Origin of the sequence: Microbacterium sp. 4NA327F11 (assembly GCF_005503465.1) — a bacterium.
Classification (GTDB): domain Bacteria; phylum Actinomycetota; class Actinomycetes; order Actinomycetales; family Microbacteriaceae; genus Microbacterium; species Microbacterium ginsengisoli.
Map to the genome: position 1 here is coordinate 171,206 of NZ_SCOB01000002.1, position 24,865 is coordinate 196,070.

Below are 24,865 nucleotides of genomic sequence, written 5' to 3' on the forward strand. Positions count from 1 at the left end.
GGGTGGTCGTCGGTGAGTCCTCCCCGAGTCTCGCCGGGGTGCGGCATCCTGCCCATCACGTGCTTGTGATGTGGGCGAATAGGCGCATAGTGTCCACATCATGGACAGCACGACGACGGTTCCGGGAGCGCAGGCCGTCGCCCGCGCCGCCGCCCTGCTGCGGGTCGTCACCCGCGCCGGCGCCGACGGCGTCAGCGTGACGGATGCCGCGCGGGCCACGGGACTCACCCGGCCCACCGCGCACCGCCTGCTCACGGCGCTGCGGCACGAGGGCCTGGTCGACCTCGACGAGTCCGTCGCCAGCTGGCGCCCAGGCCCCGAGCTGTATCTCATGGGCACGGTAGCCGCCGCTCGCTACGACGTGACCGGCGTCGCCCGCGACATCGTGCGCTCACTCGCGGTGCGCACCGAGGAGAGCGCGTTCCTGTCGGTGCGGCGTGGCGACGAGACGGTGTGCCTGCTCGAAGAGGAGGGGTCGTTCCCGATCCGCTCGCGGGTGCTGTCGGAGGGCGTGCGGTTCCCCCTCGGTGTCGCCTCGGCGGGGCTCGCCATCCTCTCGTTCCTCCCCGACCACGATGTGGACGCCTACTTCGAGCGGCATCCCGACCTCCCCCGCGCCTGGGGAGCGGCTCACCGACAGGACCGCCTGCGCGCCCGCATGGCCGAGACCGTCGAGCGCGGCTACGCCGTCAATCCCGGCCTCATCGTCGAGGGCAGCTACGGCATGGGCGCGGCCGTCTTCACCCGCGACGGTCACCCGCAGTGGGCGCTGAGCCTCACCGGCGTCGACTTCCGCTTCGCCCCCGAGCGCCGCGCCGAGCTCGGACGCATCCTGCTCGCGCACGCCCACCAGCTGACGACCCGCATCGCGGGGCACCGCGCCGGGGGGAACTGAGCCCGGGCGTCAGACCGAGTCGGATGCCGCGGCCACCTGCTCGCGGATCTCCGCGGCGACGATCGCCGCGCCGCCCCCGGACAGCACGATCGTGTAGTGATTGAAACCGGGGATGCGCGAATGCACGACACCGGGAACGGTCGGGAGCAGGCGTTCCAGGTAGTCGGGGGCGTAGAGCCCCGGCTCCTCGTTCTGCAGGCCGCGCGGCACCGTCAGGAACCGCGTCGGATGTGCGAGCGCGGCGAGAGCCGCCGGCAGCACATCACCGGTGTTCATGTCGAGCGTGTCCGCGGCGGTGATCTCGTAGCTCGTGGCGGGACGCAGCATCCCGGCGCCGTCATCGACGAGGTCGTAGGCGAGGTAGTCCTCGAGGGTCGCCGACCAGTCGTCCCGGAACGCGGGATGCACCCGCCAGAAGTCGAGATAGTCGTCGACGCTCGCGAAGCGGCGGGAGAGCCGTTCGGCCGTCGGCCCCAGGATCGCCGCGACGAGCGTGTCGGTGTCGAGCCCCGCGGGCACGTCGAGCGGCAGCCCGCCGTCGATGAGCAGCAGGCGACTCACGCGCTCCGGGTAGAGGTAGGCGAACGCGAGCGACACGAACGCGCCCATCGAGTGGCCGACCACCACGGAACTCGTCACGTTGGCGGCGTCGAGGAGCGCGGCCAGGTCGGCGGCATGGGCCGCCATCCCGGCGGGATGCGTGATGCCGTTGCTCGCCCCGCGTCCGCGCAGGTCGGGGGCGATCAGCCGGTAGCCGGGAAGCAGCGGCACGACATCGTCCCAGGCGTGCAGGGACGACGTGACGCCGTGCACGAGCACGACCTCGCCGAGAACCTCGTCCACCGGCTCCCAGACGATCGCGTGAAGGGTGCCGCCCTCGACGGCCACGTCGAGGGGATGAGCGACATGGGCGCTCATCGTGCGGACCATCCGCCGTCCATGGTGTACGACGCACCGGTGACCATCGCCGCGGCATCCGAGACCAACCAGCCCACGAGCGACGCGACATCATCGGCCTCGACGAGCTGCTTGATCGCGGCCTCGGTCAGCATGACCTTCTCGACCACCTCGTCCTCGGGGATGCCGTGCACCTTCGCCTGGTCGGCGATCTGCTTCTCGACCAGCGGCGTGCGCACGTATCCGGGATTGATGCAGTTGCTGGTGACGCCGTGCTCGGCCCCCTCGAGCGCCGTCACCTTCGAGAGACCCTCGAGGCCGTGCTTGGCGGCGACGTACGCCGACTTGAATGCGCTCGCACGAAGCCCATGCACGCTCGAGATGTTGACGATGCGGCCCCAGCCGCGCTCGTACATGCCGGGGAGCGCCGCGCGGATCAGGAGGAACGGCGCCTCGAGCATGATGCGCTGGATGAGGCGGAAGGCGTCAGGGTCGAAATCGACGATCGAGGCGACGCGCTGGATTCCCGCGTTGTTCACGAGGATGTCGGCGTCGAGGGTGAGCGCGTCGAGCGCCGCGGTGTCACCGAGGTCGACGACCCACGTCTCGCCCCCGATCGTCGCCGCCGCCTTCTCGGCGGCCTCGGCGTTGAGGTCCGCGATGACGACGGTGGCGCCGCGGGCCGCGAACTGCGAGGCGCAGGCGAACCCGATGCCGCTCGCCCCTCCCGTCACGACGGCGCGTCTGCCTGCCAGATCGGTGCTCACGATTCGATTCCTTCCTCGGTGGCGCGCACGACCGGCGCGCCGATGGTCGACGGGCGGGGCGCGAGAGCGTTGTCGATGAACCGCGTCATCGCCGCGAACACGTCCGACGGGATCTGCGCGGGCATCGCGCCCGTGGCATCCCTCTCCCACAGCAGGTACCTCATGCCGATCAGCTCTCCCGCGCCCATGAGCGCCCACGCAGCCACGGCCGGATCGAGCCCGGCATCGACATCTCCGTCCTGCTGGGCGGCGCGAAGCCCCGCCTCGTAGCCGTCGACGATGCGCGTGTAGTGCAGGCGCAGCAGCGCGGGTGAGACGAACTCGGCCTCGCGCACGACCCGGTAGAGCGCCGGGTGGTCGGCCGTGAAGCGGAAGAACCCCGCGAACCCGGCGTGTTCCGCCTCGAGCCGTGACCGCGCCCCGACCATCGCCTCCCCCATCGCGTGGCGCACCCGCTGGTTGAGGTCGAGCACGAGCGCCTCGAAGATCGACTGCTTCGAGTCGAAGTAGAGGTAGAAGGTACCGAGGCCCACTCCGGCGCGCTCGGTGATCTTCACGATGGATGCCTCGTGGTAGCCGAGGTCGGCGAACACCTGCTCGGCGGCCTCGAGGATGCGTCGCCGGGTCGCCTCACCGCGCTTGGTGAGAGGCCGGCCGGTCGCCTGGGAGACCGGGGAGGCCGCGGCATCCGTCACGGCGTCATCGGGAGTGTTCATCGATCCTCCGGGGCTCGAGGACGAGGGCGGCGGCGCGTTCGCGCAGCCGCCGACGGGCGATCTTGTCGACCGCGGACCGGGGCAGCTCGTCGACCACGACGAATCGCACCGGAACCTTGACGGAGGAGAGGATGCCGCGGGCGTGCGCGTCGAGCTCGTCCTCACCGACAACTGCCCGCTGAGCGAGCGTGACGAACGCGACACCGCGCTCTCCCCACACCCGGTCGGGCACGGGGACCACCGCCGCGTCGACGACGAGCGGATGCGTGCGCAGCGCCGCCTCGACCTCCGCGGGGGCGACGTTCTCGCCACCGGAGATGAAGATCTCCTTACGCCGGTCGACGATGCGGTAGACGCCGCGCGCGTCGCGCTCGGCGAGGTCGCCGGTGCGCAGCCAGCCACCCACGAAGGCCCGCGCCGTCGCGTCGGGGTCATCGAGGTAGCCGGGCGTCACGCTCGGCCCCTGCACGACCAGCTCGCCGGTGGCGGCGCCGTCGAGCAGGTCGCCGGTCTCGGGATCGATGAGAGCGACGTCGACGTGGCGATAGGGGCGTCCGACCGTGCCGACGAGGTCGTCTGTCTCCCCCGGCACGGTGAGCACGTTGGGGCCGGCCTCGGTGAGGCCGTAGCCCTGGGCGAGACGCACCCCCCGCGCGCGCCACGTGGCGTGGAGGTCGGCGGGCATCGTCGCGCCGCCGACCTGCGCGACGCGCAGGGACGACAGATCGGATGCCGCGAATCTCGGGTCGTCGGCGAGCAGTCGGTACTGCGTGGGCACGCCCATCATGACGGTCACACCCCGGTCGGCGATGAGCGGCAGCACACGCGAGGGCTGGAAGGACCGCTCGAGCACGACGGTCGCGCCCGCCCACCACGCGAGCAGCGGCTGCACGTTCCATGCCGCGATGTGGAACTGCGGGAGCATCGTGAGCACGACGTCGTGGGCGGCGATCTCGATCGCGCCGGCGAGGGCGAGGTTGTTCCAGAAGCAGTTGGCGTGGGTGAGCACGACCCCCTTCGGGCTCGCCTCGCTTCCGGAGGTGAAGATGACCAGTAGCGGATCGTCGTCGCGCACCCCGCGGGGGCGCGGTGCGGCGCCGTGGTCGGGATGCCGCGGCGGCAACACCCGCTCGGAGGTGTGACCGCCGAGCACGGCGACGGGCGGCACCGTGTCCAGGTGCGTGCGTGCCTCGGCGACGAGCCCCGCGTACTCATCGTCGACGAGGAGCAGCTGCGGCCGCGCGCGTGCGATCAGGGCGGCGAGTTCACCGGCGGCTGCCCGCCACGACAGCGGAACGAATGCCGCGCCGACCGACGCGCAGCCGAAGAAAGCCACGACGTGGTCGATCGAGTTGCCCGACACGGTGGCGACGCGGTCGCCCGCACCGTAGCCCGCCGCACGCAACGCCTCGACGAACCCCGCGACGCGCTCGGCGAGCGTCGCGTAGTCGATGCGAACCCCTCGGTCATCGATCGCGGTGGACGCCGGCGACAGCCGCGCCCGGTCGCGCACCCAGCGCGCGACGGTGTGCGGCTCGTCGACGAGCGGCGTCAGGTCGAGGGCGTTCATACCCGCGCCTCGACGCGGTCCTCCGCGGCATCCAGCTCGGTCAGGGGCGTCGCGCGACGCCCCGAACGTCGCCGCCGCGCGAGCTGGTCGACGGTGCCGGCGATCCCACCGGGCAGGAACATCACCACGATGATGAACAGTACGCCCAGCAGGAACAGCGGTTCGGAGAGCGGCACGCGCAGCACGTCGGGAAGGCCGGCGATCGCGTCGGTGCGGGCGAGCACTGTGAGGCGCTGGTCGAGGAGCGTGTAGACCACCCCGCCGATCACCGCTCCCCAGCGGAACCCGACACCGCCGAGCACGACCATCACGAGGATCGTGATCGTGAGGTCGGCCGACACCGCCCGCGGCTGAGTGCCCGACTGCAGGAGCATGTAGGCGACACCGGCGGCCGCGGCGCATCCGGCGGCGACGACGAACACCAGGAGTTTCGCGGTGTAGGGGCGCAGTCCGAGGATTTGCACCCTCTGATCGTTCTCGCGCGCCGCTCGCGCAAGGTGCCCGAGGCGCGAACTGTCGACCCAGAGCGCGACGAGGTAGACGAGCACGACCACCACGAGGGCGATCCAGTAGAGGTTTCGGGTGTTCGCGACCCCGAGCAGTGCATCCGGAACCGAGCCGGTCGGGAGGGCGAGTCCCTCTTCGCCTCCGGTGATCTCCTGGTTGCGCCGCACGAGCACGGAGCCTGCCTGGGCGAATGCCAGCGTCACCATCGCGAACGGGATGCCCGTCACCCGCATGCTGATCGCGCCGGTGAGCGCCGCGATCGCGAGGCCGCCGATCAGGGCGATCAGCACGCCCGGCCACAGCGGCACACCGGCGTACTGCAGCACGATGCCGAGGCCGTACGCCCCCGCCCCGAAGTAGAGGGCATGCCCGAAGGAGAGCAGTCCCGCGGTGCCGAGCAGCATGTTGTACGACAGCGCGAGAGCGGCGAAGACCATGCACAGGGCCATGAGCTGCAGACTGCCCGCCGTGTAGGTGGGCCCGGGGAGGATGCCGGGGATCGACAGGTCGAGCAGGGGCAGCACGGCGAGCACAGCGACGAGGATGACGCCGACGATCGCCGGCACGAGTGCGCGCCGCACCGGGCGGGGCTGCGAGATGGATGCCGCGGTCATGCCGCCCTCCCGAGGAGTCCGCGCGGGCGCACCAGCAGCACGACCGCGAGCAGCACGACCACGATGAAGTCGCCGGTGCCGCCGAGGAAGAAGTTCGCGAACTGCTGCAGCACAGCGACGATCACCGACGCGATCGCCGCGCCCGCGAGCGAGCCGAGGCCGCCGATGACCGTGACGATGAACGCGAAGATGAGCAGAGTCTGCCCGAGCTGAGCCGAGACATATCCGGTGTACTGCGCCGCGAGCACGCCGCCGATGCCGGCAGCCGCCCCGCCGATGGCGAAGACGAGGGTGAACGAGCGACGGACGTCGATGCCGAGCGCGGTCACCATCTGCCGGTTCTCGACGCCGGCGCGGATGATCATGCCGTACCGCGTGCGCCGCAGGAACACGACGAGTGCGGCGAGCACGAGCGCGGCGGCGAGCATCAGCACCCAGTAGGTGTTCGGGATGCGCGCTCCCAGCACGTCGGTCGTCTGCACGAGCCACTCGGGACCCTTGATGTAGATCGGATCGGTTCCCCAGATGCCCTCGAACAGGGCGACGGCGGCGAACGAGAGCCCGACGGTCACCAGCACCTGTTCGATGTGACGTTCGTAGAGGGGGCGGATCAGCGCCAATTCGGTGACCGCCGCGAACACGGCGCCGACGACAGCGCCCGCCAGGATCGAGAGCAGGAAGCCACCCCAGGACGAGGTGTCCATGCGGCGCGCGACCTCCCAGCCGACCAGCGCGCTGAGCGTCAGGAAGGCTCCGTGGGCGAAGTTCAGCACGTGCATGAGCCCGTAGATGAGGCTGAGGCCCGAGGCGATGAGGAAGTAGAGGGCGCCGAGGCCGACGCCCGTGATCAGGACGAGCACGAGGGAGCTCATGCGGTCACCTCCGCATGCACTCCGAGCAGCCGTCGCGTGAGGTCGGGGTCGTCGAGGATGCCGGCGGCGGTGCCGGTGTGCACCACGCGCCCGCCACTGATGACGATCGCGGGTCCGGCGAGCCGGCGCACCACCTCGAGGTTCTGCTCGACGAGGAGGATGGGCACCGTGCGCGCCGCCTCTGCGAGGGCATCCGCCACTTCTGTCACGATCTTCGGCGCGAGCCCCTTGGTCGGCTCGTCGACCAGCAGGATGCGGTTGTCGTTGAGCAGTGCCCGGGCGACCGAGACCATCTGCTGCTGTCCGCCCGAGAGCGTGCCGGCGGCCTGATTGCGGCGTGCGACGAGGTCGGGGAACAGCTCGGCGACGAACTCGCGGCGCGGGTTGCGCTGCCGCTCTGCAAGGGCGAGGTTCTCGGCCACCGTGAGGCCGGCGAAGACCTCTCGGTCCTCGGGCACGTACCCCACACCCCGCTGCACGATGCGATGGGTGGAGAGCCCGTCGATCCGCTCCCCCGCGAGCGTCACCTGCCCACGGCGGGAGATCAGCCCGAGGATCGCACGCAGCGTCGAGGTCTTGCCGACGCCGTTGCGGCCGAGTACCGCGGTGATGCCGGTCGCGGGCACCGAGAACGAGACATCCTCGACGACCTGCTGGCCGCCGATCGTCGCCCGCAGGTTCGCGACCTCGAGGATCGATTCGGATGCCGCGCTCATGCCGCCGTCCCCAGGTAGGCCTGCTGCACGACCGGGTTCGCCATGATCTCGGCGGGGTCGTCGAAGGCGATGATGCTGCCGAAGTACATGACGGCGACCTTGTCGACGAAGCCGAGGAGCACGTCGATGTGGTGCTCGACCATGAGCACCGTGCAGTTCTTCTCGCTCTGCATGCGGCGGATGGTGTCGACGAGGCCCGGCACGTCACCGGACCCGACGCCGGCCATGGGCTCGTCGAGGAGCACCACGTCGGCGTCGGTCGCGAGCAGCACGGCGATCTCGAGTTTGCGCTTGTCGCCGTGCGAGATGTCGCCGGCGAAGGCGTCGAGCTTGTGGTCGAGACCGACCTCCTCGAGCGCGGCGTGTGCGCGGCGGGTCGCGGCATCCGCTCGCCCGGGGAAGCGCAGCAGCGAGTAGCTGCCGCCGAGCTGAGCCTGGGCGGCCAGGCGCACGTTCTCGAGAACGCTCAGCCGCGGGAACAGACTCGAGGTCTGGAAGGTGCGCCCCAGCCCCGCCCGCGCTCGGCGCGGGACCGACGTGCGCGTGACGTCGGAGCCGTGGAGGCGGATGGAGCCGGACGTGGGCTTGACGAGTCCGGACACGGCGTTGAACAGGGTGGTCTTCCCTGCTCCGTTGGGGCCGATGACCCCGACGGAGGAGCCGGCCGGGACCGTGAGGTCCACGTCCTTCAGGATCGTCGCGCCACCGATCTGCAGGCCGAGGCCGGCGATCTCGAGGGCGGGCGGGGTGGAGCTGGACATGCGGCCTCCGGCTACTTCATCGTCACGGGTGCGGGGGCGACATCCGCGCCCTTGACCGTGTCGACCAGCTGGGGCGTGAACGACGAGCCGTTCGCGACGAGCTTCACCTGGTACATGTCCTGGATCAGGGCGTGGTCGGCGGCGCGCACGGTGTTGCTCCCCTTCGGACCGTCGAAGGTGTAGCCCTCGAGCGACGAGATCATCTGATCGACGTCCCCCTTGCCCTGCTGGATGGCGTGCACGATCATCAGCGCCGCGTTGAAGCCGTCGGGGCTGAACAGATCGGGCGTGCCGCCGGCCTGCGCGATGAGGTCGATCATCTTGGTGTTCACGTCGTTCGACGGGGCGCCCGGGAAGTAGTGGTTCAGGAACTTGATCTTCGTGGACGCATCGCCGTAGGCGTTGAACGTGGACGAATCGCCGAGCCCGGTGACGACCGGGATCTGGTCGAGCACGCCCTGCTGGCTGAGCGACTGCCACATCGCGCCGGTGGTGGCGCCGGCCCACGCGACGAAGACGAGGTCGGGCTTGGCACTGAGCACCTGTTGGGCGAACGGGGTGAACTCGGTCACGTCCTCGGCGACGAGCACGGGCGTCACGGTCGCGCCCTTGGCCCCGAGGATCGCCTTGACGGCGGCGACGTTGCCCTGCCCGAACGCGTTGTTCTGAGCGAAGACGACGACGTTCTTGCCGCTGATATCGGGCAGGAACGTGCCGGCGGTGGCGACGTCCTGCGCGCTCTCACGGCCGGAGCGGAACGTGTACTTGTTGGCGCCGGTGATGGCATCGGTGGCCGCGGGACCCGAGATGAACAGCACCTTGTTCTGTGCGGCTTGGTCGGCGAGCTTGAGCGCCACGCCCGACGAGGCCGAGCCCGCGAGGATGTTGACGCCTTGACCGATCAGATCCTTCGCCGCGGTGACGGCGGTGTCGGGGTTGCCCGCGTCATCCCGGTAGTCGACGGTGATCTTGGTGCCGTCGATCGTGTTCGTGCCGCCGGTCGCGTAGTTCAGGCCGGCCTTGAAGCCGTCCAGGTACTGCTTGCCGTAGCCCGCGAGGGCTCCGGTCTCGCTCGTGATCACGCCGACGGTGACCTCCGACGGACCCGAGGCGGTGCTGCCTGCCCCGGCGCCGGTTCCGGGGGCGCATGCGCTGAGGCCGATGGCGGCGCTCGCGATCACCGCCCCGAGGAGCAACTTCTTCGTAACTCGCATGTGATTGCCTTTCACCCTTGGAAGGACTTCCTGAAAGCTGATTCAGGTATTGCGAGACTAAGAAGTCGGATGCCGCGATGTCAAGGCGGTGCGCGTGAAGCTCCGCCGATCCCCTCGGGGGTCGACCGCATTACATACTCGGGATATATACTTCCGGCATGACTCGCACCAAGGATATCGAGAGGATCGTGACGGCCGCCCACGCGCTCACGCGCATCGCCGCCGTCCGCACCGGCAGCGAGGTGCCGGCCGCGTTGTGGCGCATGCTCAGTGCGCTGAACGGCGAGGGCGCGCTCCGCGTCGGCGCGCTCGCGCAGTTCGCGCGCACGCCGCAGCCCGTCGTCACACGCCTCGTCGGCCAGCTGGTCGACGAGGGCCTCGTGACCCGCGCCGGCGACCCGGAGGACTCGCGCGCGACCGTCGTCGACCTCACCGCCGACGGCCGTGCGGCGCTCGATCGCTGGCGTACCGACCTCGTCGCGGCGATCGAACCGCTGTTCACCGACCTCGCCGACGACGAGTGGGAGACCCTCCGTCGCGCCTCGCAGATCCTCGCCGAACGCACGGCCGTCTCGCTGGCGGTGGCCCGATGAGCGGCGGGCGCACCGGGGCATCCGTTCTGCGTCAGCCGCTGCAGGTGTGGGCGGTCGCCTTCGCCTGCGTGGTCGCATTCATGGGTATCGGCCTGGTCGACCCCATCCTCCCGGCGATCGCCGAGTCGCTGCAGGCGACACCGGTGCAGACCGAGCTGCTGTTCACGAGCTATCTGCTCGTGACCGCTCTCGCGATGCTCGTCACGAGCTGGATCTCGAGCCGCATCGGAGCGAAGGCGACCCTGCTGATCGGTCTCGCGCTCATCGTGGTGTTCGCCCTTTTCGCCGGTCTCAGCGGGTCGGTCGAGGCGGTCATCGGCTTCCGGGCGGGCTGGGGCCTCGGCAACGCGCTCTTCATCTCGACCGCCCTCGCCACGATCGTGGGCGCTGCGGCCGGCGGCTCGGGGGCGGCCATCATGCTCTACGAGGCGGCGCTCGGCATCGGCATCGCTGTCGGCCCGCTGCTCGGCGGCCTGCTCGGCGAGATGAGCTGGAAGTGGCCCTTCTTCGGCGTCTCGGTGCTGATGGCGGTGGCGTTCGTCGCGATCGCGATCCTGCTGCGCACCAAGGGTGAGAAGCGAACGCCAGTGGCGTTCTCGGCGCCATTCCGGGCGCTCGGCAACCCGTCGCTGGCGATCCTCGCGGTCGCGGCGCTCTTCTACAACATCGGGTTCTTCACGCTGCTCGCCTTCTCGCCCTTCCCCTTGGGGTTCGGCGCGATGGGCATCGGGTTCACCTTCTTCGGGTGGGGCATCGCCGTCGCGATCACGAGCGTCTGGGTCGCACCCCTGATGCTCAAGCGGATGACCCGCAGCACCGCCATGCTCATCACACTGCCGCTCCTGGCGATCGGCCTGGTCGTCGCGGGTGTGCTCGTGACCTCCCCCACCGCTCTGGTCGTGTGCATCATCGTGGGCGGTCTGATGCTGGGCATCATGAACACCGTGCTCACCGAGTCGGTGATGGAGGCGACCGACCTGCCGCGCGCGGTGGCGTCGTCGGCGTACTCCGCGGTGCGGTTCCTGGGCGGCGCCGCCGCTCCGCCGCTCGCCGCGTTCCTGTGGCACGCGGCGAACGCGTCGGTGCCCTACTGGGTCGCCGCGCTCGCGGTGCTGATCTCCGCCGGGGCGATCCTCGTCGGACGCCCGAAGCTCGCACGCATCGACGTGCGCGAGGCGGACGAGGCCGAAGAGGGCGCCGCGGTGCTCATCGGCGACGCCGCCTGATCCCCCCGATCACCACGCCAGGTCGGCCGCCAGCCCCGCACGGGCGGCGGCCGACCGCACGCGGTCGTGCAGTTCGAGCGACGCGGTCGCCGCGAGCGGGTGGGTGCTCACTCCGTCACGGGCGACGAGCCGCCCACCGACGTATACGTGGGTGAGGTTTCGCAGTCCGCACGCGAACGCGTAGTGGGCGAAGGGGTCCCAGACGGGTCCGGTGTCGGGATGCCGGGGGTCGACGATCACGAGGTCGGCGAACTTCCCCACCGCGAGCGATCCGATGCGGTCCCCCACACCCAGCGCCTCGGCACCGCCGAGCGTGTGCATGCGGATCATCTCGCGCGGCATGATGATGGCGGCATCCCGGTGCAGGGCACGCTGCGCATACATGCCGATGCGCATGTTCTGGAACGGGTCGGAGATGTCGGTGCACGACTGGTCGTCGAGGCCCACCCCGATCGGCATGCCCAGTTCGCGGTAGCGCGGGATGTCGGCGAAGCCCGAGGCGAGCCGGCCGTTGGAGGCGGGCTGCCACACCATGCCGGCGCCGCGCTCCGCGGCGGTGCGGGACATGTGCTCGTCGGGGTGCACGAAGTGGCCGAACAGGAAGCCGGGACGCAGCGCTCCCGAGCGCTCGTACCAGTCGAACTTCTCGCGCTGCTGGTCGAGCGCCTCGCTCGTCTCGAGGAAGTGCGCCTGGTTGCTCACCCCGTGGGCGTCCATCATCGCCGCCTCGTGCGCGGCCGTCTCGGGACTGTCACTCCATTGCTGCGCGCCGAACACCGAGCCGCCGAGGTCGAGCTCGCGCGGGATGGCGGTGCGCACGTAGTCCATCGCATCGGCGAACACCCCGTGCGCACGATCGGCGCTCTGCAGCTCGGAGTCGATGCGCACCGCGTTGACCATGCGCAGGTTCGCGTCGGCGCCGGCATCCACCTGCCGGTAGACGTACTCGGGGCCGAGCTCGGCGAGGATGACGCGGCTGTCGCTCGCCGCGTCGTAGCGGCTGTGAAATCGCGACGAGAGGAAGTTGTAGGCCGAGGTGACGCCGTTGACGAGGAAGTCGAGGCTACCGTGGAGCGTCATCCAGTACACGTCGTCGGCGTCGGTTCCCGACATGAACTGCGCCTGCACGCCGACCCAGCCGTAGAGCGGATCACCGGGGGTCATTCCCCGCATGCCGGACGTGAAGATGTGGCTGTGTGCCGACACGAAACCGGGAGCGACGAAGGCGCCGGCGGCATCCACCACCTCGGCGGCGGTGAGGGCGTCTGCCGGGGCGTCACCCACCCCGAGGCCGGAGATGCGCCCGTCGGCACCCACCGAGATCCAGCCGCGGAACCAGTCCTCGCCGTCGACCATCGAGAGGATGACGGCATCGGTGATCGTGAGCAGCGGGCGGGGAGCGGATGCAGCAGAGTCGGGCATGCCGCCAGCATTCCGCGCCCGGGAGACACGGCCGTTTCCCTCGTGTTTCCGGCAGATGTGCGCAGTGCCGACTCACTCCACAGGGGCAATGACGAAGGGCCTCGGCGACGCTGTCGCGTGCCGAGGCCCTTCTGCGGTGCACCCCCTGGGACTCGAACCCAGAACCCACTGATTAAGAGTCAGTTGCTCTGCCGATTGAGCTAGAGGTGCATGGTTCGCGCTGCGAAAGCTCGCGGTCGAACCGAGGGTCAACGTTATCATCCCGCGTGCCGCGCCGCGAATCGGGCCGAGAACCGCCGGATAGGCTGGAGCCATGACCGCCGCGCCCGTGACTCCCGACGCCGCCGACGCCCGGGATGCCGCGGCATCCGGTCTCTTCGCCGCCGATCTGGCGCTCGCGCTGCGCCTCGCGGACGCGGCCGACGCCGTCACGATGGCGCGCTTCGACGCCGCCGACCTCGAGATCGACGTGAAGCCCGATGCGACGCACGTGACGGAGGCCGACCTCGCGACCGAGCGGGCGATCCGGGCGATCCTCGGCAGTGAGCGCCCCGACGACGGCATCTTCGGCGAAGAGTACGGCGCCGAAGGATCGACCCACCGCCAATGGATCATCGACCCGATCGACGGCACCGCGAACTACCTCAAGGGCATCCCGATGTGGGCGACGCTCATCGCTCTGGCCGTCGACGGCGTGCCGCAGGTCGGCGTCGTCAGCCAACCCGCGCTCGGACGCCGCTGGTGGGGCGCGACCGGATCGGGTGCGTGGACGGCGACCGACGCCGGACCGCGTCGCCTCGGCGTCTCGTCGGTCGACACGCTCGCCGAGGCGAGCATCAGCTTCCAGAGCATTCAGCAGTGGGACGAGGTCGGGCGCCTCGACCAGCTCGTCGCCCTCACCCGCACCGTGTGGCGTGACCGAGGCTACGGCGACGCGTGGCCGTACATGCTGCTCGCCGAGGGCCGGCTCGAGTTCGTCGCCGAGTTCGGCGTGAAGGAGTACGACATCGCCCCGATGTTCCCGATCATCGCCGAGGCCGGCGGACGCGTCACCGCGATCGACGGCAGCGCGTCGCTCTCGGACCGATCGGTGCTGGCCACCAACGGTTCGCTGCACGACGCGTTCCTCGGCGCCGTCGCCCGAGCCGAAGGGACCGCCCCGTGACCCGACGCGCCACGATGCTGACCGCGCCGGCGCTCGCGCTCGTCGCCCTTACGGGATGCACCGCGACCGCGAGCCCCGCGCCGTCGAATCCTGTCGCCTCGACCCCTGCCGCGACCGGCACGGCCAGCGCAACCCCCGTGCCGACGGGTACCGCCACCGCCGCTGCGGCAACATGTGACGGCATCCTCGACCCGAGCGTCGTGAAGAGCCTGTCCGATCAGGGCTGGACCTTCCGCCAGGAGTCGTTCCGCGCAGGGTCCACAGTGCTCACCGGTGGCCTGCAGTGCGTCTGGGGCGACTACTCGATCGCCAGCGATCACGTGCAGATCTACGGTTGGGCGCCGATCTCCGCCGAGCAAGCGGCGAGCGTGCGCACCGACCTGCTCGCCCAGGGCTTCCGCGCCGTCGAGGACAGCCGCGGCTCGTACCTCACCGAGAACGCGAACACCGCCATCGCGACGGATGCGGACGGGTACGGCACCACCTACCAGTTCGGCGACGGCTGGATCACCCTCTCGGACACCAAACAGGGACTGCTCCTCATCGAGCGCCCCACCGCCTGACCGCGGGCCCGCACCGGCGCCCTCAGAGGCCGAGCACGATGCGCGGGCACGCGGCCCGCGACACGCACACGTACATCACGTCGCTTCGCTCGCGCTCGGACGGCGACAGGATCGAGTCGCGATGATCGATCTCGCCGGAGATCACCGGCGTCTCGCAGGTGCCGCACGTGCCCTCGCGGCAGCTCGAGAGCACGAACACGCCCGACTCCTCGAGAACGTCGAGGACGCTCCGATCGGGCGCGACCTCGACGGTCATCCCGCTGTACTCCAGCTCGACCTCGAACGGCCCGTCCCAGACCGGCGCCGTCAACGGCTCGGGTTCGAAGCGCTCGGCTGCGAACGCCACCCCGTGGGCGCCCGCGATCTGCTCTGCCGCATCCACGAGGCGCAGCGGTCCGCAGCACCACACCCCGGCGTCTGCCGGGAGAGCTCCGAAGAGCACCTCGAGATCCAGACGTCCGCCCCGCTCCGACACGTGCAGCACGAGCCGGTCGCCGTGCCGTTCCCGCAGCTCGTCGACGAGGATCATGCGGCCCTCGTGACCCGCGTAGTGCAGTTCGTAGTCGATGCCGGCGGATGCCGCGGCATCCGCCATCGCCGCGATCGGCGTGATGCCGATGCCGCCCGCCAAGAACACCGCACGCGGATGAGCGGCGGCATCGAAGCGGAAGTGGTTGCGAGGCCCCGCGAGGCGCAGCACCGTTCCCTCGGCGACCTGGTCGAGCATCCAGGTCGACCCGCCACGACTGTCGGGCTCACGCAGCACTCCCAGCCGCCACCGCTGCGCACCGGCCGGACCCACGAGGGAGTACTGCCGCACCAGGCCGCCCGGCTGCAGCACGTCGACGTGCGCTCCCGGCTCCCAGGCCGGAAGCGGCTCGTCACCCTGGGGGGCGAGTTCGAGCACGACGAGATCGTCGCTCACCGCGGTGCGGGAGACGACACGGACATCCACATCGGAAGCGATCGGGTTCATAGGCGTGCGGGATGCTCCTTGACGATGATGAGCCGGTAGGCACGGCCATCGGCCGACCGCCACCGGTGCCGGGTTCCGCCGGCGTAGAAGACCGAATCCCCCGGGGCGAGCACATCGGGCCGCCCCTCCCGGTCGAGGTCGATCTCGACCGTGCCGTCGAGAACGAACATCCATTCGTCCTCGTCGTGGTCGAAGAAGTCGCCGAACTCGACGTTCTCGGCACGGAACTCCATCGGGTGGAACGATCGCGGGTCCGAGACGAGCATGCGCGCGATGCCCTCGGCGTACGCGCCCGATGACCCCTCATCGGCCCGCACGACATCGACCTCGTCGCCCGTCGTCGCCGGCCGGTCGACCGACAGCAGCTCGACCTGGCTGGTGCCGAGCGCCCGCGCGATGCGCTCGAGCGAGCCCATGCTGGGCCTGGTGAGTCCGCGCTCGAGCTGCGAGAGGAACGGGTGAGAGAGCTCCGACGCCGAGGCGAGCTCGACGAGAGTGAGCCTCCGGGCATGCCGCATCGCGCGGATCCGCTCCCCCAAGGCCACGGTCACCTCGTCGACCGGCGACGAGGTGGGGGCCGCGACGTCCTTCGCCATGACTGACACCTCCGAACAGCAAGCGGCACCCGCGCGGGTGCCGCTCCGCCAGAAAGTACACCACACCCGGCGAGCGGGCCCGCGCCGGTTTCGCGAGCAGAAACGGACGCGTCACATGCGCGAAACGCGCCCTCCCTACAGTGCCGATTGTAAGTGGGACCAACATCCCGCCCTGCCCGATCGGCCTCTCCCGAGGGGAATCATGTCGTCACTCCCGCGTCCGCTGCGCGTGCTGCGCTCGGCCCGTCTCGCCGACGGATCGCTCGTCGACATCACCCTCGACGGCGAGCTCGTCGCCGCCGTCACCCCCGCCGATGCGACCGCCGAGATCGACGAGGCATCCGACCTCGACCTGCGGGGGTATCTCGTCGTCACGGCGCCCGCCGAACCGCACGCGCACCTCGACAAGGCCCGCAGCTGGGATGCCGCGCGGCCACCCGCCGGCGATCTCGTCCGCGCGATCGAGTCATGGCGCGCGTTCGCCGCCGGCCAGACCGAGGACGACATCGCCGCCCGCGCCCGCGCCCAGGCGCTCGAGAACCTCGCCGCGGGGACGACGGCCATCCGCACTCACGTCGACCTGTTCGCCGACCACGACCCGCTGCGCGGCGTGCGCGCACTCGTGCGCGTGCGCGAAGAGCTCGCCGAGCTCATCGACATCCAGCTCGTCGCCCTCGGCGGCGAGTGGGTGCCCGACGACGTGTACGAAGGCGCCCTCGACCTCGGCGTCGACATCGTCGGCGGAGCCCCCCACCTCGCCGCCGACCCGCATGCGGAGCTGCACCGCGCCCTCGACATCGCCGAGCGGCGCGGCGCCCCCGTCGATCTGCACACCGACGAGTCCCTCGACGGCCCGCTCACGATCGTCTCGTACGCCAACCGGGTGGCCGCATGGTCGCAGCCGCGATCCGCCGGGCACTGCGTACGACTGGGCACGCTCCCCGCGGACGAGCTCGCCGAGGTGATCGCCGCGGTCGCCGCCGCGGACCTGCGCATCATCACGCTGCCGATCACGAACCTCTACCTGCAGGGCTGGGAGCACCCGGTATCGACCCCGCGCGGGCTCACCGCCGCACGGGCCCTCCTCGACGCCGGAGTCGTGCTCGGAGCGGGTGCCGACAACGTGCGGGATCCCTTCAACCCGGTCGGCCGCGGCGACGCGCTCGAGACCGCCTCGTTGCTCGTCACCGCCGGGCACCTGAGCCTCGACGAAGCCCTCACCGCCATCACCTCCGGGGCCCGCGCTGCGATGTGGCTTCCCGAGGCCGGCCCCGTCGTCGGCGCGCGCGCCGAACTGCTCGCCGTGCGCGCCGACAGCCTCGGCGAGGCGATCGCCTCCGGCTCCCCCGACCGTCTCGTCATCCACGCCGGGCGACTCGTCGCCCGGACCACGATCCACCGCGACATCGCCTCCGCCGGCGTCGCCGCGGCATCCCCCTCTCTCACCCGCTGATCAGAAGAGAAAGCTGACCGCATGTCTGCCACCACCCTCGCCGCTGTCGACGCGGCCCGCATCGACGCCCTCGCGGCCGAGCTCGCCGAGATCCTCGGCGAGGCCGGCGTCACCCGCGAAGAGCAGGTGCTCGAGCGCTCATCGCTCGACGGTTCGTACCTCTCGCCGCTGATCAGCGAGCAGCTCCCCCTCGGCCGCGCGCAGCTCGTGGCGTTCCCGGCATCGGCCCAGCAGATCGCCGAGACCGTCGCCGCCGCTGTGCGCCACGGGGTGCCGATCACGCCTCGCGGCAAGGGCACCGGCAACTACGGCCAGGGCATCCCGATGGCCGGTGGTCTCGTGCTCGACACCACCAAGGCCCGCGCGGTCGTCGAGGTCGGCGATGGCTTCATCGTCGCCGAAGCGGGCGCGCCGATGATCCAGATCGAGCAGGCCGCCAACCGCGCCGGCCAGCAGCTGCTCATGTACCCCTCCACGGTGCAGTCGACCCTCGGCGGCTTCCTCTCGGGCGGCTCGGGCGGCACCGGCTCGATCGCCCACGGGGTGCTCATGCACGGCTTCGTGCGCGCCATCGACGTCGTGTTCGCGAGCCCCGAGCCGGAGCTCGTGCACTTCGAGGGCGTCGAGGCCGAGAAGTACCTGCACAACTACGGCGTCGTCGCGATCATCGCCCGCGCCGAAGTGGTGCTCGAGCCTCTGCAGGAGTGGCGCGCGTTCTACGCGAGCTTCGACGACTACCACACTGCCTTCCAGCTGGTGCGTGAGTTCCGCGACCTCGAGCCCACTCCCCGACTCGTCTCCGGCGACGTGCCGCTGCTCGCCGACGCGCTGCCGGCCGACGAGGCGCTGCCCGCCGGGAAGGCGAGCCTGCGAGGCATCCTCGATGTGCGCTCGATCGAGGAGGCGACCCGTCTCGTCGAGGCGGCCGGCGGCACCGTCGAAGCGGTGCGAGAGGGCATCAACCACACCATGAAGGTGTCGATGACCAGCTACAACCACGCGATCGAGTGGCTGCAGAAGAGCTACCCGAACACGTGGTTCCACGTCGAGGTCAACGGTGACGCGCTCGTCGACCGGATCGATGAGGTGCATGAGGTGTACCCCGGCGAGAGCTGGCTGCACATCGAGGCGCAGGCGACGAAGCCCATCGGCATGCTCGCCGCGAAGTACACGACGGCCGAGGACCTGCTGGCCGGCTTCGACCGGCTCGCCGCGCTCGGCGTCGGCTACCACAACCCCCACCAGTGGTTCGTGGACTACTTCCCCGACCGTGCCCGCGAGATGGCAGCGACGACAGACCCGCAGGGTCTCCTCAACCCCGGAAAGCTCGTCAAGCCCGACGTCGACACGGGCACGAAGCCCTCCGTCGCCCTCACCGACGACACCACGGACGACGAGGCGGGCGCCTGGTGACCGGCTGGTTCGACCTCGCCGAGCGAGACGACTGGCCCGCCGACCCGTTCGAGCTGCTCACGGCCTGGCTGCCGGCGAACGACGACCCGGCGCGTCCGATCATGACGGTGATCACCGTCGACGAGACCGGAGCCCCCGACGGACGCACCCAGCTGCTCACCGAGTTCGATGCGGGCGGTCTGTACTTCCACGCCGACGCGAACTCGCGCAAGTTCGCCCAGCTGGAGAACGATCCGCGGGTCGCCCTCGTCATCGCGCTGCTCGACGACAAGCATCAGATCACGGTGCAGGGCGTCGCCGAGACGCCGCCGCCGGGCGAAGAGGATGCCGCCTACCGCCGCCGCAACGTCTACCTGCAGCAGCTCGCGTGGCAGAACACCCACGAGTTCGCGCGACGTCCGCTTCCCGAGCGTGTGGCCGCCTGGGCGGCGTTCCAGGAGGAGCACGCCGACGGCTTCGAGCCGCCCGTGTCGTGGGCCGGCAAGCGCGTGCGCCCCACGCGCCTGACGTTCTGGGCCGGCCGCGACGACACGGCGTCTCGCCGCGTCGAGTACCGTCGTCAGCCCGACGAGTCCTGGACCGTCGAGGTGCGCGCCGGATGAACGCCCCCGCGGCCGTCGCCGACTGCCCCAAGTCGATGACCTACGGCCCGTGCGGCGGGGTGGGTCTCGACGGGCGCTGCGAGGTCGCACCGCATCCCTGCGTGTTCCTGCACACGGGCGTGATCCCGTGGTCCGGGGTGCGGCCGGATGTCGCGGCCCCGCCGACGGTCGCCGCAGCCCCCCTCCCCGACCCCGTGCCGTCTGCGGGCGCGGCGCGCATGCGCGCACTGCTCGCCACACGCCCGATCGTCGTGGCGGACTTCCCGGCGCGCCCGGTGGATGCGGCATCCATCGTCGACTGTGCACGCGAGCTCGTCGGCGGCGTCGACGCGGTGCTGCACGGTGACGCCGGGCAGATGCGCGTGCAGTTCCCGCCGGCCTACCGCGCCCGGCTCGTGCAGGAGGGGGGCCTCGTCTCGTGGGCGGGCGTGAACACCCGGGATCGCAACCGGGTGGCGCTCGAAGGCGAGCTCGCTGCCCTCGCCCACGCGGGCGTCGGCGGTGTGCACTGCGTGACCGGTGACCACACCCTCACCGGCTCCCGGCCGGAAGCTCGACCCGTCTTCGACCTCGACTCGACCGAGCTCGCCTCGCTCGCGCATCGAGCGGGCCACCTCGTGTCGGTCGCCGAGTCGCCGATGGCGCCGCCGATCGCCGAGCGCGCCGGACGTCTGCTCGAGAAGCAGCACGCCGGCGCGGAGATCTGTTTCGTCAACCATTCGGGCGGCGCCGAGCCTGTCGCGGCCTTCATCGGCCGCGCGCGCGACCTGGGAGTGACGACGGGCTTCATCCCGTGCCTCCCCATCATCCTCAGTCACGCGAGCGCGGCCCTCATCCGCTCGTTCACCGAGCTCGCCCTGCCACCGGGCTACATCGAACGCATCCTCGCCGCACCGGACCCTGTCGCCGAGGGTGTGGCAGCGGCGATCGAGCTCGGGAGGGAGTTCCTCGAGATCGACGGCGTCGTCGGCGTGGACCTCTCGGGCGGCGTCGACGACGGCACCGAGATCGAGTACGCCCGGGCGGTGGCCGCGATCGGCCGCGCGCTCGGCGGCGGAACGGAGACGAACTGATGGGCACCCTCGACGGCAAGCGTGTGATCGTGACGGGCGCGGCCCGCGGCATCGGGCGTGCGATCGCGGCGCGCATCGCGGCCGAGGGCGCGCAGGTCGTGCTGCTCGACCGCGACGCCGACGCGATCGCCCAGACCGCGGCAGACCTCGGGGTCGCCTCTCTCGCCGTCGACCTCGTGGATGTCGCCTCCACCCGCACCACGATGCGCGCGGCGATCGATCTGCTCGGCGGTCTCGACGTGCTCGTGAACAACGCGGGCGTGTTCCTCAGCGGCGGACTGCTCGAGACCGACCCGGCCGACTGGGACCGCGTCCAGGTCATCAACACCCGCTCCATGCTCGTCACGACGCAGGAGGCGGTGCCCGCGATGCGCGCGGGAGGCGGCGGCCGCATCATCAACCTTGCGAGCATGGCTGCGAAGTCGGGCGGCGGCTTCGAGGGCGCCTACGCCGCCTCCAAGGCCGCCGTCGTGGCGCTCACCCGCGCGACGGCCCAGGAGTTCGGCTCCGACGGCATCACCGCGAACGCCCTGTGCCCCGGATACGTGCTCACCGAGATGGGCGCCGACACCCGCACCCCCGAGATGGTGGCGGCGTGGTCGTCGCGCTCGCCCCTCGGCCGCTGCGCCGCGCCCGACGACGTCGCCGACGTCGCGGCGTTCCTCGCGGGCGATGCCTCGCGCTACATGACGGGCCAGTCGGTGAACGTCACCGGCGGCATGATCATGCACTGAGTCGGATGCCCCACGGGCACCGTCGTCCCACCCGTCACCCGTCCTCCGGAGTCCGCCGATGACCACCCTCCCGCCCGCTCCGTCCCTGCGCGTGCACGGCGCACGCGCCATCGTCGTCGACGCGGACACGGTGCGCACCGGCGACCTCGTCATCGAGGGAGCGCGGGTGGCGGAGGCATCCGATCTGCGCACCGTCGACACGCTCGACGCCGATGGCGGGATCATCACGGCCGGGCTCGTCAACGCCCACCATCACCTGCTGCAGAGCGGATTCCGCACGCTGCCGGGCACCCGCGGGGTGCCGATGGCCGCCTGGCTGCCCGCGATGGCTGCGGCGTATTCCGCCGCAGGCATGGATGCGGAGCTCTTCGGCGTCTGCGCCGAGGTGGCCGTCGCGGAGGGCTTGCTGAGCGGCGTCACCACCGTCGCCGACCATCACCTGAACTGGCCGCACGGCGCGCCGATCGAGGAGACCGTCGACATCGCGCGAGCCATCGCGACGTCCGCTGCCCGCCTCGGCGGACGCCTCGTCTATGTGCGCGGGTCGGCCCGTGACGACGCCGAATGGGCGGGCGCTTCCGCCGAGGCGATCGCGGTCTCACTGCTCGCCGACGGTCACGACGGCGGCGTGACGGCCGACGGCATGCTGCAGTACGCGGTCGGACCTGCCGGCGTGCACAGCGACGGCGAGGCGACCTTCGCCGCCCTCGGCGCGGTCGCCGCGCGGTGGGGACTGCGGCGCCGCACGCAGGCGAACGAGCAGGTGGATGTCGCGATCGCCCTCGAGCGCTACGGACGCCGCCCGATCGACCTGCTCGAGGAGTGGGGCTGGCTCGCCGACGACGTCACGATCGCCCACCTCGTCGACATCACCGACGACGAGCGCCGCCGGATCGCGGCCGCCGGTGTCACCGCGACCCACGCCCCCGGATGCGACGTGCCGATGGGCTGGGGAGTCGCGCGGGTCGCCGATCTCCTCGACGCCGGCATCGCCACGGGACTCGGCACGAGCGGCGGCGGCTCCAACGACGCCGGACACCTGCTCGCCGACGCCCGCCTGGCCCTGCAGGTGTCGGGCCTTACGGGCAGGCCGCTCGCCGCGGCATCCGTCATCGACATGGCCACGCGCGGGTCGGCCCGCGGGCTGGGCCGGCCCGAGCTCGGACACCTCGCCCCCGGGGCCGCCGCCGACTTCTGCGTGTGGGACGTCAGCGGCGTCGCCGACGCGGGCGTCGCCGACCCGATCGCCGGGCTGCTCTGGGCCTCGCCCGGACGCCGCCCCCGCCACGTGGTGGTCGCGGGCCGCGTCGTCGTCCGCGACTACCGGCTCGTCACCGCCGATGAGCACGACATCACGGCACGGATGTCGCACCTGCTCGCCGAGCGCGCCGCGCGCTGAGCGGAGCGGCCCGGCGGGCGACGGCCGCTCAGATGAGGGTCGTGCGCTCGGGCAGCGTGAAGCGGTCGATCTCGCCGAGCGCGACGAGACCTCGTTCGATCGCCTCGTCGAACAGCGCCTTTCCGGCCGCCGCCGTCGCCGCTGTGGGGTCGCCGATGATGCCCGCCGGGCCGAAGTCGTCGGAGAGCCAGCCGAAGGAGACCGGCTTGCCGTTGAACCCGAGCATCTCGTAGTCGTCGAACCACTCCGGCACGTTGCGGGCGAACAGCTCGGGGTGCACGAGGTCGGGACGCAGGTGCATGACGATGGATGTCTCCGCCCACCCGCCGTGGATGCCGAGGCCGTGCTCGTCGGGGAGCGTCGGATCGTCGGAGGTTCGACCGGCGGTGCCGAGGGCCGGCATCGAGAACGTCTGGAGGCCGAACCGTCGGCGCAGCTCGCGGTTCGCCACCTGCAGGAGGGCGACGTTGCCTCCGTGGCCGTTGACGAAGACGACCTTGCGCGCGGGCGTCGTCGTGATCGAGCGACCGATCTCGACGAGCACGTCCATGAGTGTCTCTCCGCTCAGCCATAGCGTGCCCGGCGCCCAGCAGTGCTCGTCGGACTTCGCGATCTGCAGGGTCGGCAGCTGCCAGGCATCGATGCCGGCCTCGCGTGCACGGGGCACGAGGGCTTCGACGGCGGCCTCCGCCATCAGCGCATCGGTCACCAGTGGGAGGTGGGGCCCGTGGTGCTCGATCGCGCCGATCGGCACCAGCAGCACCGAGGCCGGAGTGAGCACGGTCGCCGTCTGGGGGCCGGTGAGTTCATGGAAGCGCGTGGTCACGGGGCATCCTTCTGTGTGCGGGTCGTGCGTGTCGTCGGCGGGGGGACCGGGTGGGGCACGCCGATGCCCCCGGCGCGGGGCCGGGGGCATCGGGTGGTGTTACTTGAGTCCGATCGAGGTGTCGATGAACTCGTTGGTGTACAGATCGGTCGCCTTCAGGCCGGGCGCGATGTTCGTGCCCAGATCGGTGTAGATCTTGGAGGCCTTGGTGAAGAAGTCCGCCATGCGGGCGTCGTTGAAGTCACCGATGGTGGAGTTGTCTCCGTTGGAGACGATCTTGTCGGCGAGCATCGTCTTGACCGCGTAGTCGGCGACACCGGGGCTGTAGCTCCAGCTCGCGTTGTAGCCGGCGATCGCCTTCTGGATGAGGGCGTTGGCCTTCGACGGGTCGGCGAAGTAGTCGACCTCGGCCTGCTGCAGCACCGGCGTGAACGCCTTGAGGCACGGGGTCAGCTTGTCGAAGTCACCGGTCTTGGCGACCATCTCCGACTGGTAGGGGTCCCAACCGGTCGACGAGATGAGCGAGTACTTGACCGGCTTGTCCCAGGCCGAGACCTCGTTCTGGTAGATGTACGGCTCAGCGGAGGCGAAGCCCTGCTGGACGCTCTTGCCCTCGGCAGCCACGAACTGGTCGGGCGCACCCGAGTAGCTCGAGTCGGTGTTGGCCTTGTCGACGTAGCCCTGCGAGATCAGGTAGTCCATGTAGGCCGATCCGCTGAAGTACAGCCACGAGCCGCCGGTCGACTTGAGCGCCGCGCCGATGTCCTTGACACCGGTCACGTTCGGGTAGGTCGCCGGGTCCCACATGACCATGATCGGGCTCTGGTCGAGGGGCGCGAAGAAGGCCTTCGTGGGCACCTTGCCCGAGTTGGCGATCTGGTCGTCGGTGGTGACGTAGCCGAAGGTGATCGAGTCGTCGGTGTACATCTGGGTGGCGACGTTGTTGAAGTTGATCGCCGCGCCACCGGCGCGGATCTCGAGCTTCACACCGGTCGACTTGCCGCCGGCGTAGAGCGTTCCGACGACGGCCTTCTTGTCGGCCTCGACGGTCGCGTCGTCGCCGAGCATCTGGTACAGGTGACCGTGCTCCGACTCGGGCCACCAGTCGGTCTGGACGACGATGGTCGACGGGCAGCCGGCCGCGGCGAGGTCGACCGTGCCGGCCTCCGCGGAGGCCGCGGCGCTGGAACCGGTGGTGGTGCTCGACGAACACGCCGCGAGAACCGCGGCCATGGCCACGGCGCTCAGGATCGCGCCCGCACGAACAACGGTGCGTGTGTGCATGTGATCTCTCT

The 24,865-nt window shown here is 70.8% G+C and carries 25 protein-coding genes and 1 tRNA gene; 11 read left to right on the plus strand and 15 right to left on the minus strand.

Annotation, left to right across the window (positions count from 1 at the left end):
• Positions 1-100 precede the first annotated feature (100 nt).
• Positions 101-895, plus strand: coding sequence for an IclR family transcriptional regulator (locus FFS51_RS02425; protein WP_137877389.1), 795 nt, complete (start codon positions 101-103; stop codon positions 893-895).
• Between the two features lie 9 nt (positions 896-904).
• Here FFS51_RS02425 and FFS51_RS02430 read toward each other — a convergent pair whose 3' ends face one another.
• The 9 genes from FFS51_RS02430 to FFS51_RS02470 are packed head-to-tail and all read right to left on the minus strand — an operon-like array spanning position 905 to position 9,529.
• Positions 905-1,813 (minus strand): alpha/beta fold hydrolase, encoded by a 909-nt coding sequence (locus FFS51_RS02430; RefSeq protein ID WP_137877390.1) that lies wholly within the window; start codon positions 1,811-1,813, stop codon positions 905-907.
• On the minus strand, positions 1,810-2,562 hold the full coding sequence (locus FFS51_RS02435) for a 3-hydroxybutyrate dehydrogenase (RefSeq protein ID WP_137877441.1): 753 nt from the start codon (positions 2,560-2,562) through the stop codon (positions 1,810-1,812). Before FFS51_RS02435 ends, FFS51_RS02430 begins: the two co-directional genes overlap by 4 nt.
• On the minus strand, positions 2,556-3,275 hold the full coding sequence (locus FFS51_RS02440; RefSeq protein ID WP_137877391.1) for a TetR/AcrR family transcriptional regulator: 720 nt from the start codon (positions 3,273-3,275) through the stop codon (positions 2,556-2,558). The genes FFS51_RS02435 and FFS51_RS02440 overlap by 7 nt, the downstream gene beginning before the upstream one ends.
• Positions 3,259-4,845 carry a class I adenylate-forming enzyme family protein gene (locus tag FFS51_RS02445; protein ID WP_045248501.1) on the minus strand — a complete coding sequence of 529 codons (1,587 nt, stop codon included), beginning with the start codon at positions 4,843-4,845 and terminating at the stop codon, positions 3,259-3,261. The genes FFS51_RS02440 and FFS51_RS02445 overlap by 17 nt, the downstream gene beginning before the upstream one ends.
• Complete coding sequence (locus tag FFS51_RS02450; RefSeq protein ID WP_137877392.1) at positions 4,842-5,966, minus strand: branched-chain amino acid ABC transporter permease; 1,125 nt, start codon at positions 5,964-5,966, stop codon at positions 4,842-4,844. Before FFS51_RS02450 ends, FFS51_RS02445 begins: the two co-directional genes overlap by 4 nt.
• Positions 5,963-6,838, minus strand: coding sequence for a branched-chain amino acid ABC transporter permease (locus FFS51_RS02455; protein WP_137877393.1), 876 nt, complete (start codon positions 6,836-6,838; stop codon positions 5,963-5,965). Before FFS51_RS02455 ends, FFS51_RS02450 begins: the two co-directional genes overlap by 4 nt.
• Entirely contained in the window at positions 6,835-7,554 is a 720-nt protein-coding gene (locus FFS51_RS02460) for an ABC transporter ATP-binding protein (protein ID WP_045248504.1), read from the minus strand. The genes FFS51_RS02455 and FFS51_RS02460 overlap by 4 nt, the downstream gene beginning before the upstream one ends.
• Entirely contained in the window at positions 7,551-8,315 is a 765-nt protein-coding gene (locus tag FFS51_RS02465; RefSeq protein WP_045248505.1) for an ABC transporter ATP-binding protein, read from the minus strand. Before FFS51_RS02465 ends, FFS51_RS02460 begins: the two co-directional genes overlap by 4 nt.
• Positions 8,316-8,326: 11 nt before the next feature.
• Positions 8,327-9,529 (minus strand): substrate-binding domain-containing protein, encoded by a 1,203-nt coding sequence (locus FFS51_RS02470; protein ID WP_137877394.1) that lies wholly within the window; start codon positions 9,527-9,529, stop codon positions 8,327-8,329.
• A gap of 158 nt (positions 9,530-9,687) precedes the next feature.
• Here FFS51_RS02470 and FFS51_RS02475 point away from each other — a divergent pair, with 158 nt between their 5' ends.
• Both FFS51_RS02475 and FFS51_RS02480 read left to right on the plus strand, forming a co-directional pair.
• A complete protein-coding gene (locus FFS51_RS02475; protein ID WP_137877395.1) occupies positions 9,688-10,122 on the plus strand; it encodes a MarR family winged helix-turn-helix transcriptional regulator in 435 nt (144 codons plus the stop codon).
• On the plus strand, positions 10,119-11,348 hold the full coding sequence (locus FFS51_RS02480) for an MFS transporter (protein ID WP_137877396.1): 1,230 nt from the start codon (positions 10,119-10,121) through the stop codon (positions 11,346-11,348). The genes FFS51_RS02475 and FFS51_RS02480 overlap by 4 nt, the downstream gene beginning before the upstream one ends.
• A gap of 9 nt (positions 11,349-11,357) precedes the next feature.
• Here FFS51_RS02480 and FFS51_RS02485 read toward each other — a convergent pair whose 3' ends face one another.
• Together FFS51_RS02485 and FFS51_RS02490 are read right to left on the minus strand one after the other, a co-directional pair.
• Complete coding sequence (locus FFS51_RS02485; RefSeq protein ID WP_137877397.1) at positions 11,358-12,770, minus strand: amidohydrolase family protein; 1,413 nt, start codon at positions 12,768-12,770, stop codon at positions 11,358-11,360.
• Between the two features lie 137 nt (positions 12,771-12,907).
• Positions 12,908-12,980, minus strand: a tRNA-Lys gene (locus FFS51_RS02490).
• Positions 12,981-13,083: 103 nt separating this feature from the next.
• Between FFS51_RS02490 and FFS51_RS02495 the strand changes: the two genes are divergently transcribed.
• A complete protein-coding gene (locus FFS51_RS02495; RefSeq protein WP_137877398.1) occupies positions 13,084-13,935 on the plus strand; it encodes an inositol monophosphatase family protein in 852 nt (283 codons plus the stop codon).
• Positions 13,932-14,498, plus strand: a complete 567-nt coding sequence (locus FFS51_RS02500; protein ID WP_137877399.1) for a DUF3558 domain-containing protein — start codon at positions 13,932-13,934, stop codon at positions 14,496-14,498. The genes FFS51_RS02495 and FFS51_RS02500 overlap by 4 nt, the downstream gene beginning before the upstream one ends.
• A 22-nt stretch (positions 14,499-14,520) precedes the next feature.
• Here the strand turns inward: FFS51_RS02500 and FFS51_RS02505 are convergent, their stop codons facing one another.
• Together FFS51_RS02505 and FFS51_RS02510 are read right to left on the minus strand one after the other, a co-directional pair.
• Positions 14,521-15,474 (minus strand): PDR/VanB family oxidoreductase, encoded by a 954-nt coding sequence (locus FFS51_RS02505; protein WP_137877400.1) that lies wholly within the window; start codon positions 15,472-15,474, stop codon positions 14,521-14,523.
• The gene (locus tag FFS51_RS02510; RefSeq protein ID WP_056207021.1) at positions 15,471-16,070 is read right to left on the minus strand and encodes a helix-turn-helix domain-containing protein; all 600 of its coding nucleotides are present in this window, start codon (positions 16,068-16,070) and stop codon (positions 15,471-15,473) included. The genes FFS51_RS02505 and FFS51_RS02510 overlap by 4 nt, the downstream gene beginning before the upstream one ends.
• Positions 16,071-16,272: 202 nt before the next feature.
• On the opposite strand from FFS51_RS02510, the gene FFS51_RS02515 reads away from it, so the two are divergent.
• Genes FFS51_RS02515 through FFS51_RS02540 form a run of 6 tightly spaced genes read left to right on the plus strand, consistent with a single transcriptional unit; the run spans position 16,273 to position 22,744 of the window.
• A complete protein-coding gene (locus FFS51_RS02515; protein ID WP_212742766.1) occupies positions 16,273-17,523 on the plus strand; it encodes an amidohydrolase family protein in 1,251 nt (416 codons plus the stop codon).
• A 21-nt stretch (positions 17,524-17,544) separates the two neighbouring features.
• Complete coding sequence (locus FFS51_RS02520; protein WP_137877401.1) at positions 17,545-18,936, plus strand: FAD-binding oxidoreductase; 1,392 nt, start codon at positions 17,545-17,547, stop codon at positions 18,934-18,936.
• Positions 18,933-19,538: a pyridoxamine 5'-phosphate oxidase family protein gene (locus FFS51_RS02525; protein ID WP_137877402.1), complete on the plus strand. Its 606-nt coding sequence runs from the start codon at positions 18,933-18,935 to the stop codon at positions 19,536-19,538. The genes FFS51_RS02520 and FFS51_RS02525 overlap by 4 nt, the downstream gene beginning before the upstream one ends.
• Positions 19,535-20,611, plus strand: coding sequence for a methylenetetrahydrofolate reductase C-terminal domain-containing protein (locus FFS51_RS02530; RefSeq protein ID WP_137877403.1), 1,077 nt, complete (start codon positions 19,535-19,537; stop codon positions 20,609-20,611). Before FFS51_RS02525 ends, FFS51_RS02530 begins: the two co-directional genes overlap by 4 nt.
• Positions 20,611-21,345 (plus strand): SDR family NAD(P)-dependent oxidoreductase, encoded by a 735-nt coding sequence (locus tag FFS51_RS02535; RefSeq protein WP_137877404.1) that lies wholly within the window; start codon positions 20,611-20,613, stop codon positions 21,343-21,345. The genes FFS51_RS02530 and FFS51_RS02535 overlap by 1 nt, the downstream gene beginning before the upstream one ends.
• Before the next feature lie 58 nt (positions 21,346-21,403).
• Positions 21,404-22,744, plus strand: coding sequence for an amidohydrolase family protein (locus FFS51_RS02540; RefSeq protein WP_137877405.1), 1,341 nt, complete (start codon positions 21,404-21,406; stop codon positions 22,742-22,744).
• Between the two features lie 28 nt (positions 22,745-22,772).
• On the opposite strand, the gene FFS51_RS02545 is transcribed toward FFS51_RS02540, so the two are convergent.
• Positions 22,773-23,570: a creatininase family protein gene (locus tag FFS51_RS02545; protein WP_045248516.1), complete on the minus strand. Its 798-nt coding sequence runs from the start codon at positions 23,568-23,570 to the stop codon at positions 22,773-22,775.
• A gap of 99 nt (positions 23,571-23,669) precedes the next feature.
• Entirely contained in the window at positions 23,670-24,854 is a 1,185-nt protein-coding gene (locus FFS51_RS02550; RefSeq protein ID WP_045248517.1) for a nitrate ABC transporter substrate-binding protein, read from the minus strand.
• Positions 24,855-24,865: the final 11 nt, after the last annotated feature.

Excerpts from the sequence above, each read along its gene's own strand:
- FFS51_RS02425 (WP_137877389.1), top strand. The coding sequence starts at position 101 with ATGGACAGCACGACGACGGTTCCGGGAGCGCAGGCCGTCGCCCGCGCC.
- FFS51_RS02430 (WP_137877390.1), bottom strand. The coding sequence starts at position 1,813 with ATGAGCGCCCATGTCGCTCATCCCCTCGACGTGGCCGTCGAGGGCGGC.
- FFS51_RS02440 (WP_137877391.1), bottom strand. The coding sequence starts at position 3,275 with ATGAACACTCCCGATGACGCCGTGACGGATGCCGCGGCCTCCCCGGTC.
- FFS51_RS02445 (WP_045248501.1), bottom strand. The coding sequence starts at position 4,845 with ATGAACGCCCTCGACCTGACGCCGCTCGTCGACGAGCCGCACACCGTC.
- FFS51_RS02450 (WP_137877392.1), bottom strand. The coding sequence starts at position 5,966 with ATGACCGCGGCATCCATCTCGCAGCCCCGCCCGGTGCGGCGCGCACTC.
- FFS51_RS02455 (WP_137877393.1), bottom strand. The coding sequence starts at position 6,838 with ATGAGCTCCCTCGTGCTCGTCCTGATCACGGGCGTCGGCCTCGGCGCC.
- FFS51_RS02460 (WP_045248504.1), bottom strand. The coding sequence starts at position 7,554 with ATGAGCGCGGCATCCGAATCGATCCTCGAGGTCGCGAACCTGCGGGCG.
- FFS51_RS02465 (WP_045248505.1), bottom strand. The coding sequence starts at position 8,315 with ATGTCCAGCTCCACCCCGCCCGCCCTCGAGATCGCCGGCCTCGGCCTG.
- FFS51_RS02470 (WP_137877394.1), bottom strand. The coding sequence starts at position 9,529 with ATGCGAGTTACGAAGAAGTTGCTCCTCGGGGCGGTGATCGCGAGCGCC.
- FFS51_RS02475 (WP_137877395.1), top strand. The coding sequence starts at position 9,688 with ATGACTCGCACCAAGGATATCGAGAGGATCGTGACGGCCGCCCACGCG.
- FFS51_RS02480 (WP_137877396.1), top strand. The coding sequence starts at position 10,119 with ATGAGCGGCGGGCGCACCGGGGCATCCGTTCTGCGTCAGCCGCTGCAG.
- FFS51_RS02485 (WP_137877397.1), bottom strand. The coding sequence starts at position 12,770 with ATGCCCGACTCTGCTGCATCCGCTCCCCGCCCGCTGCTCACGATCACC.
- FFS51_RS02495 (WP_137877398.1), top strand. The coding sequence starts at position 13,084 with ATGACCGCCGCGCCCGTGACTCCCGACGCCGCCGACGCCCGGGATGCC.
- FFS51_RS02505 (WP_137877400.1), bottom strand. The coding sequence starts at position 15,474 with ATGAACCCGATCGCTTCCGATGTGGATGTCCGTGTCGTCTCCCGCACC.
- FFS51_RS02510 (WP_056207021.1), bottom strand. The coding sequence starts at position 16,070 with ATGGCGAAGGACGTCGCGGCCCCCACCTCGTCGCCGGTCGACGAGGTG.
- FFS51_RS02515 (WP_212742766.1), top strand. The coding sequence starts at position 16,273 with ATGTCGTCACTCCCGCGTCCGCTGCGCGTGCTGCGCTCGGCCCGTCTC.
- FFS51_RS02520 (WP_137877401.1), top strand. The coding sequence starts at position 17,545 with ATGTCTGCCACCACCCTCGCCGCTGTCGACGCGGCCCGCATCGACGCC.
- FFS51_RS02530 (WP_137877403.1), top strand. The coding sequence starts at position 19,535 with ATGAACGCCCCCGCGGCCGTCGCCGACTGCCCCAAGTCGATGACCTAC.
- FFS51_RS02535 (WP_137877404.1), top strand. The coding sequence starts at position 20,611 with ATGGGCACCCTCGACGGCAAGCGTGTGATCGTGACGGGCGCGGCCCGC.
- FFS51_RS02540 (WP_137877405.1), top strand. The coding sequence starts at position 21,404 with ATGACCACCCTCCCGCCCGCTCCGTCCCTGCGCGTGCACGGCGCACGC.
- FFS51_RS02550 (WP_045248517.1), bottom strand. The coding sequence starts at position 24,854 with ATGCACACACGCACCGTTGTTCGTGCGGGCGCGATCCTGAGCGCCGTG.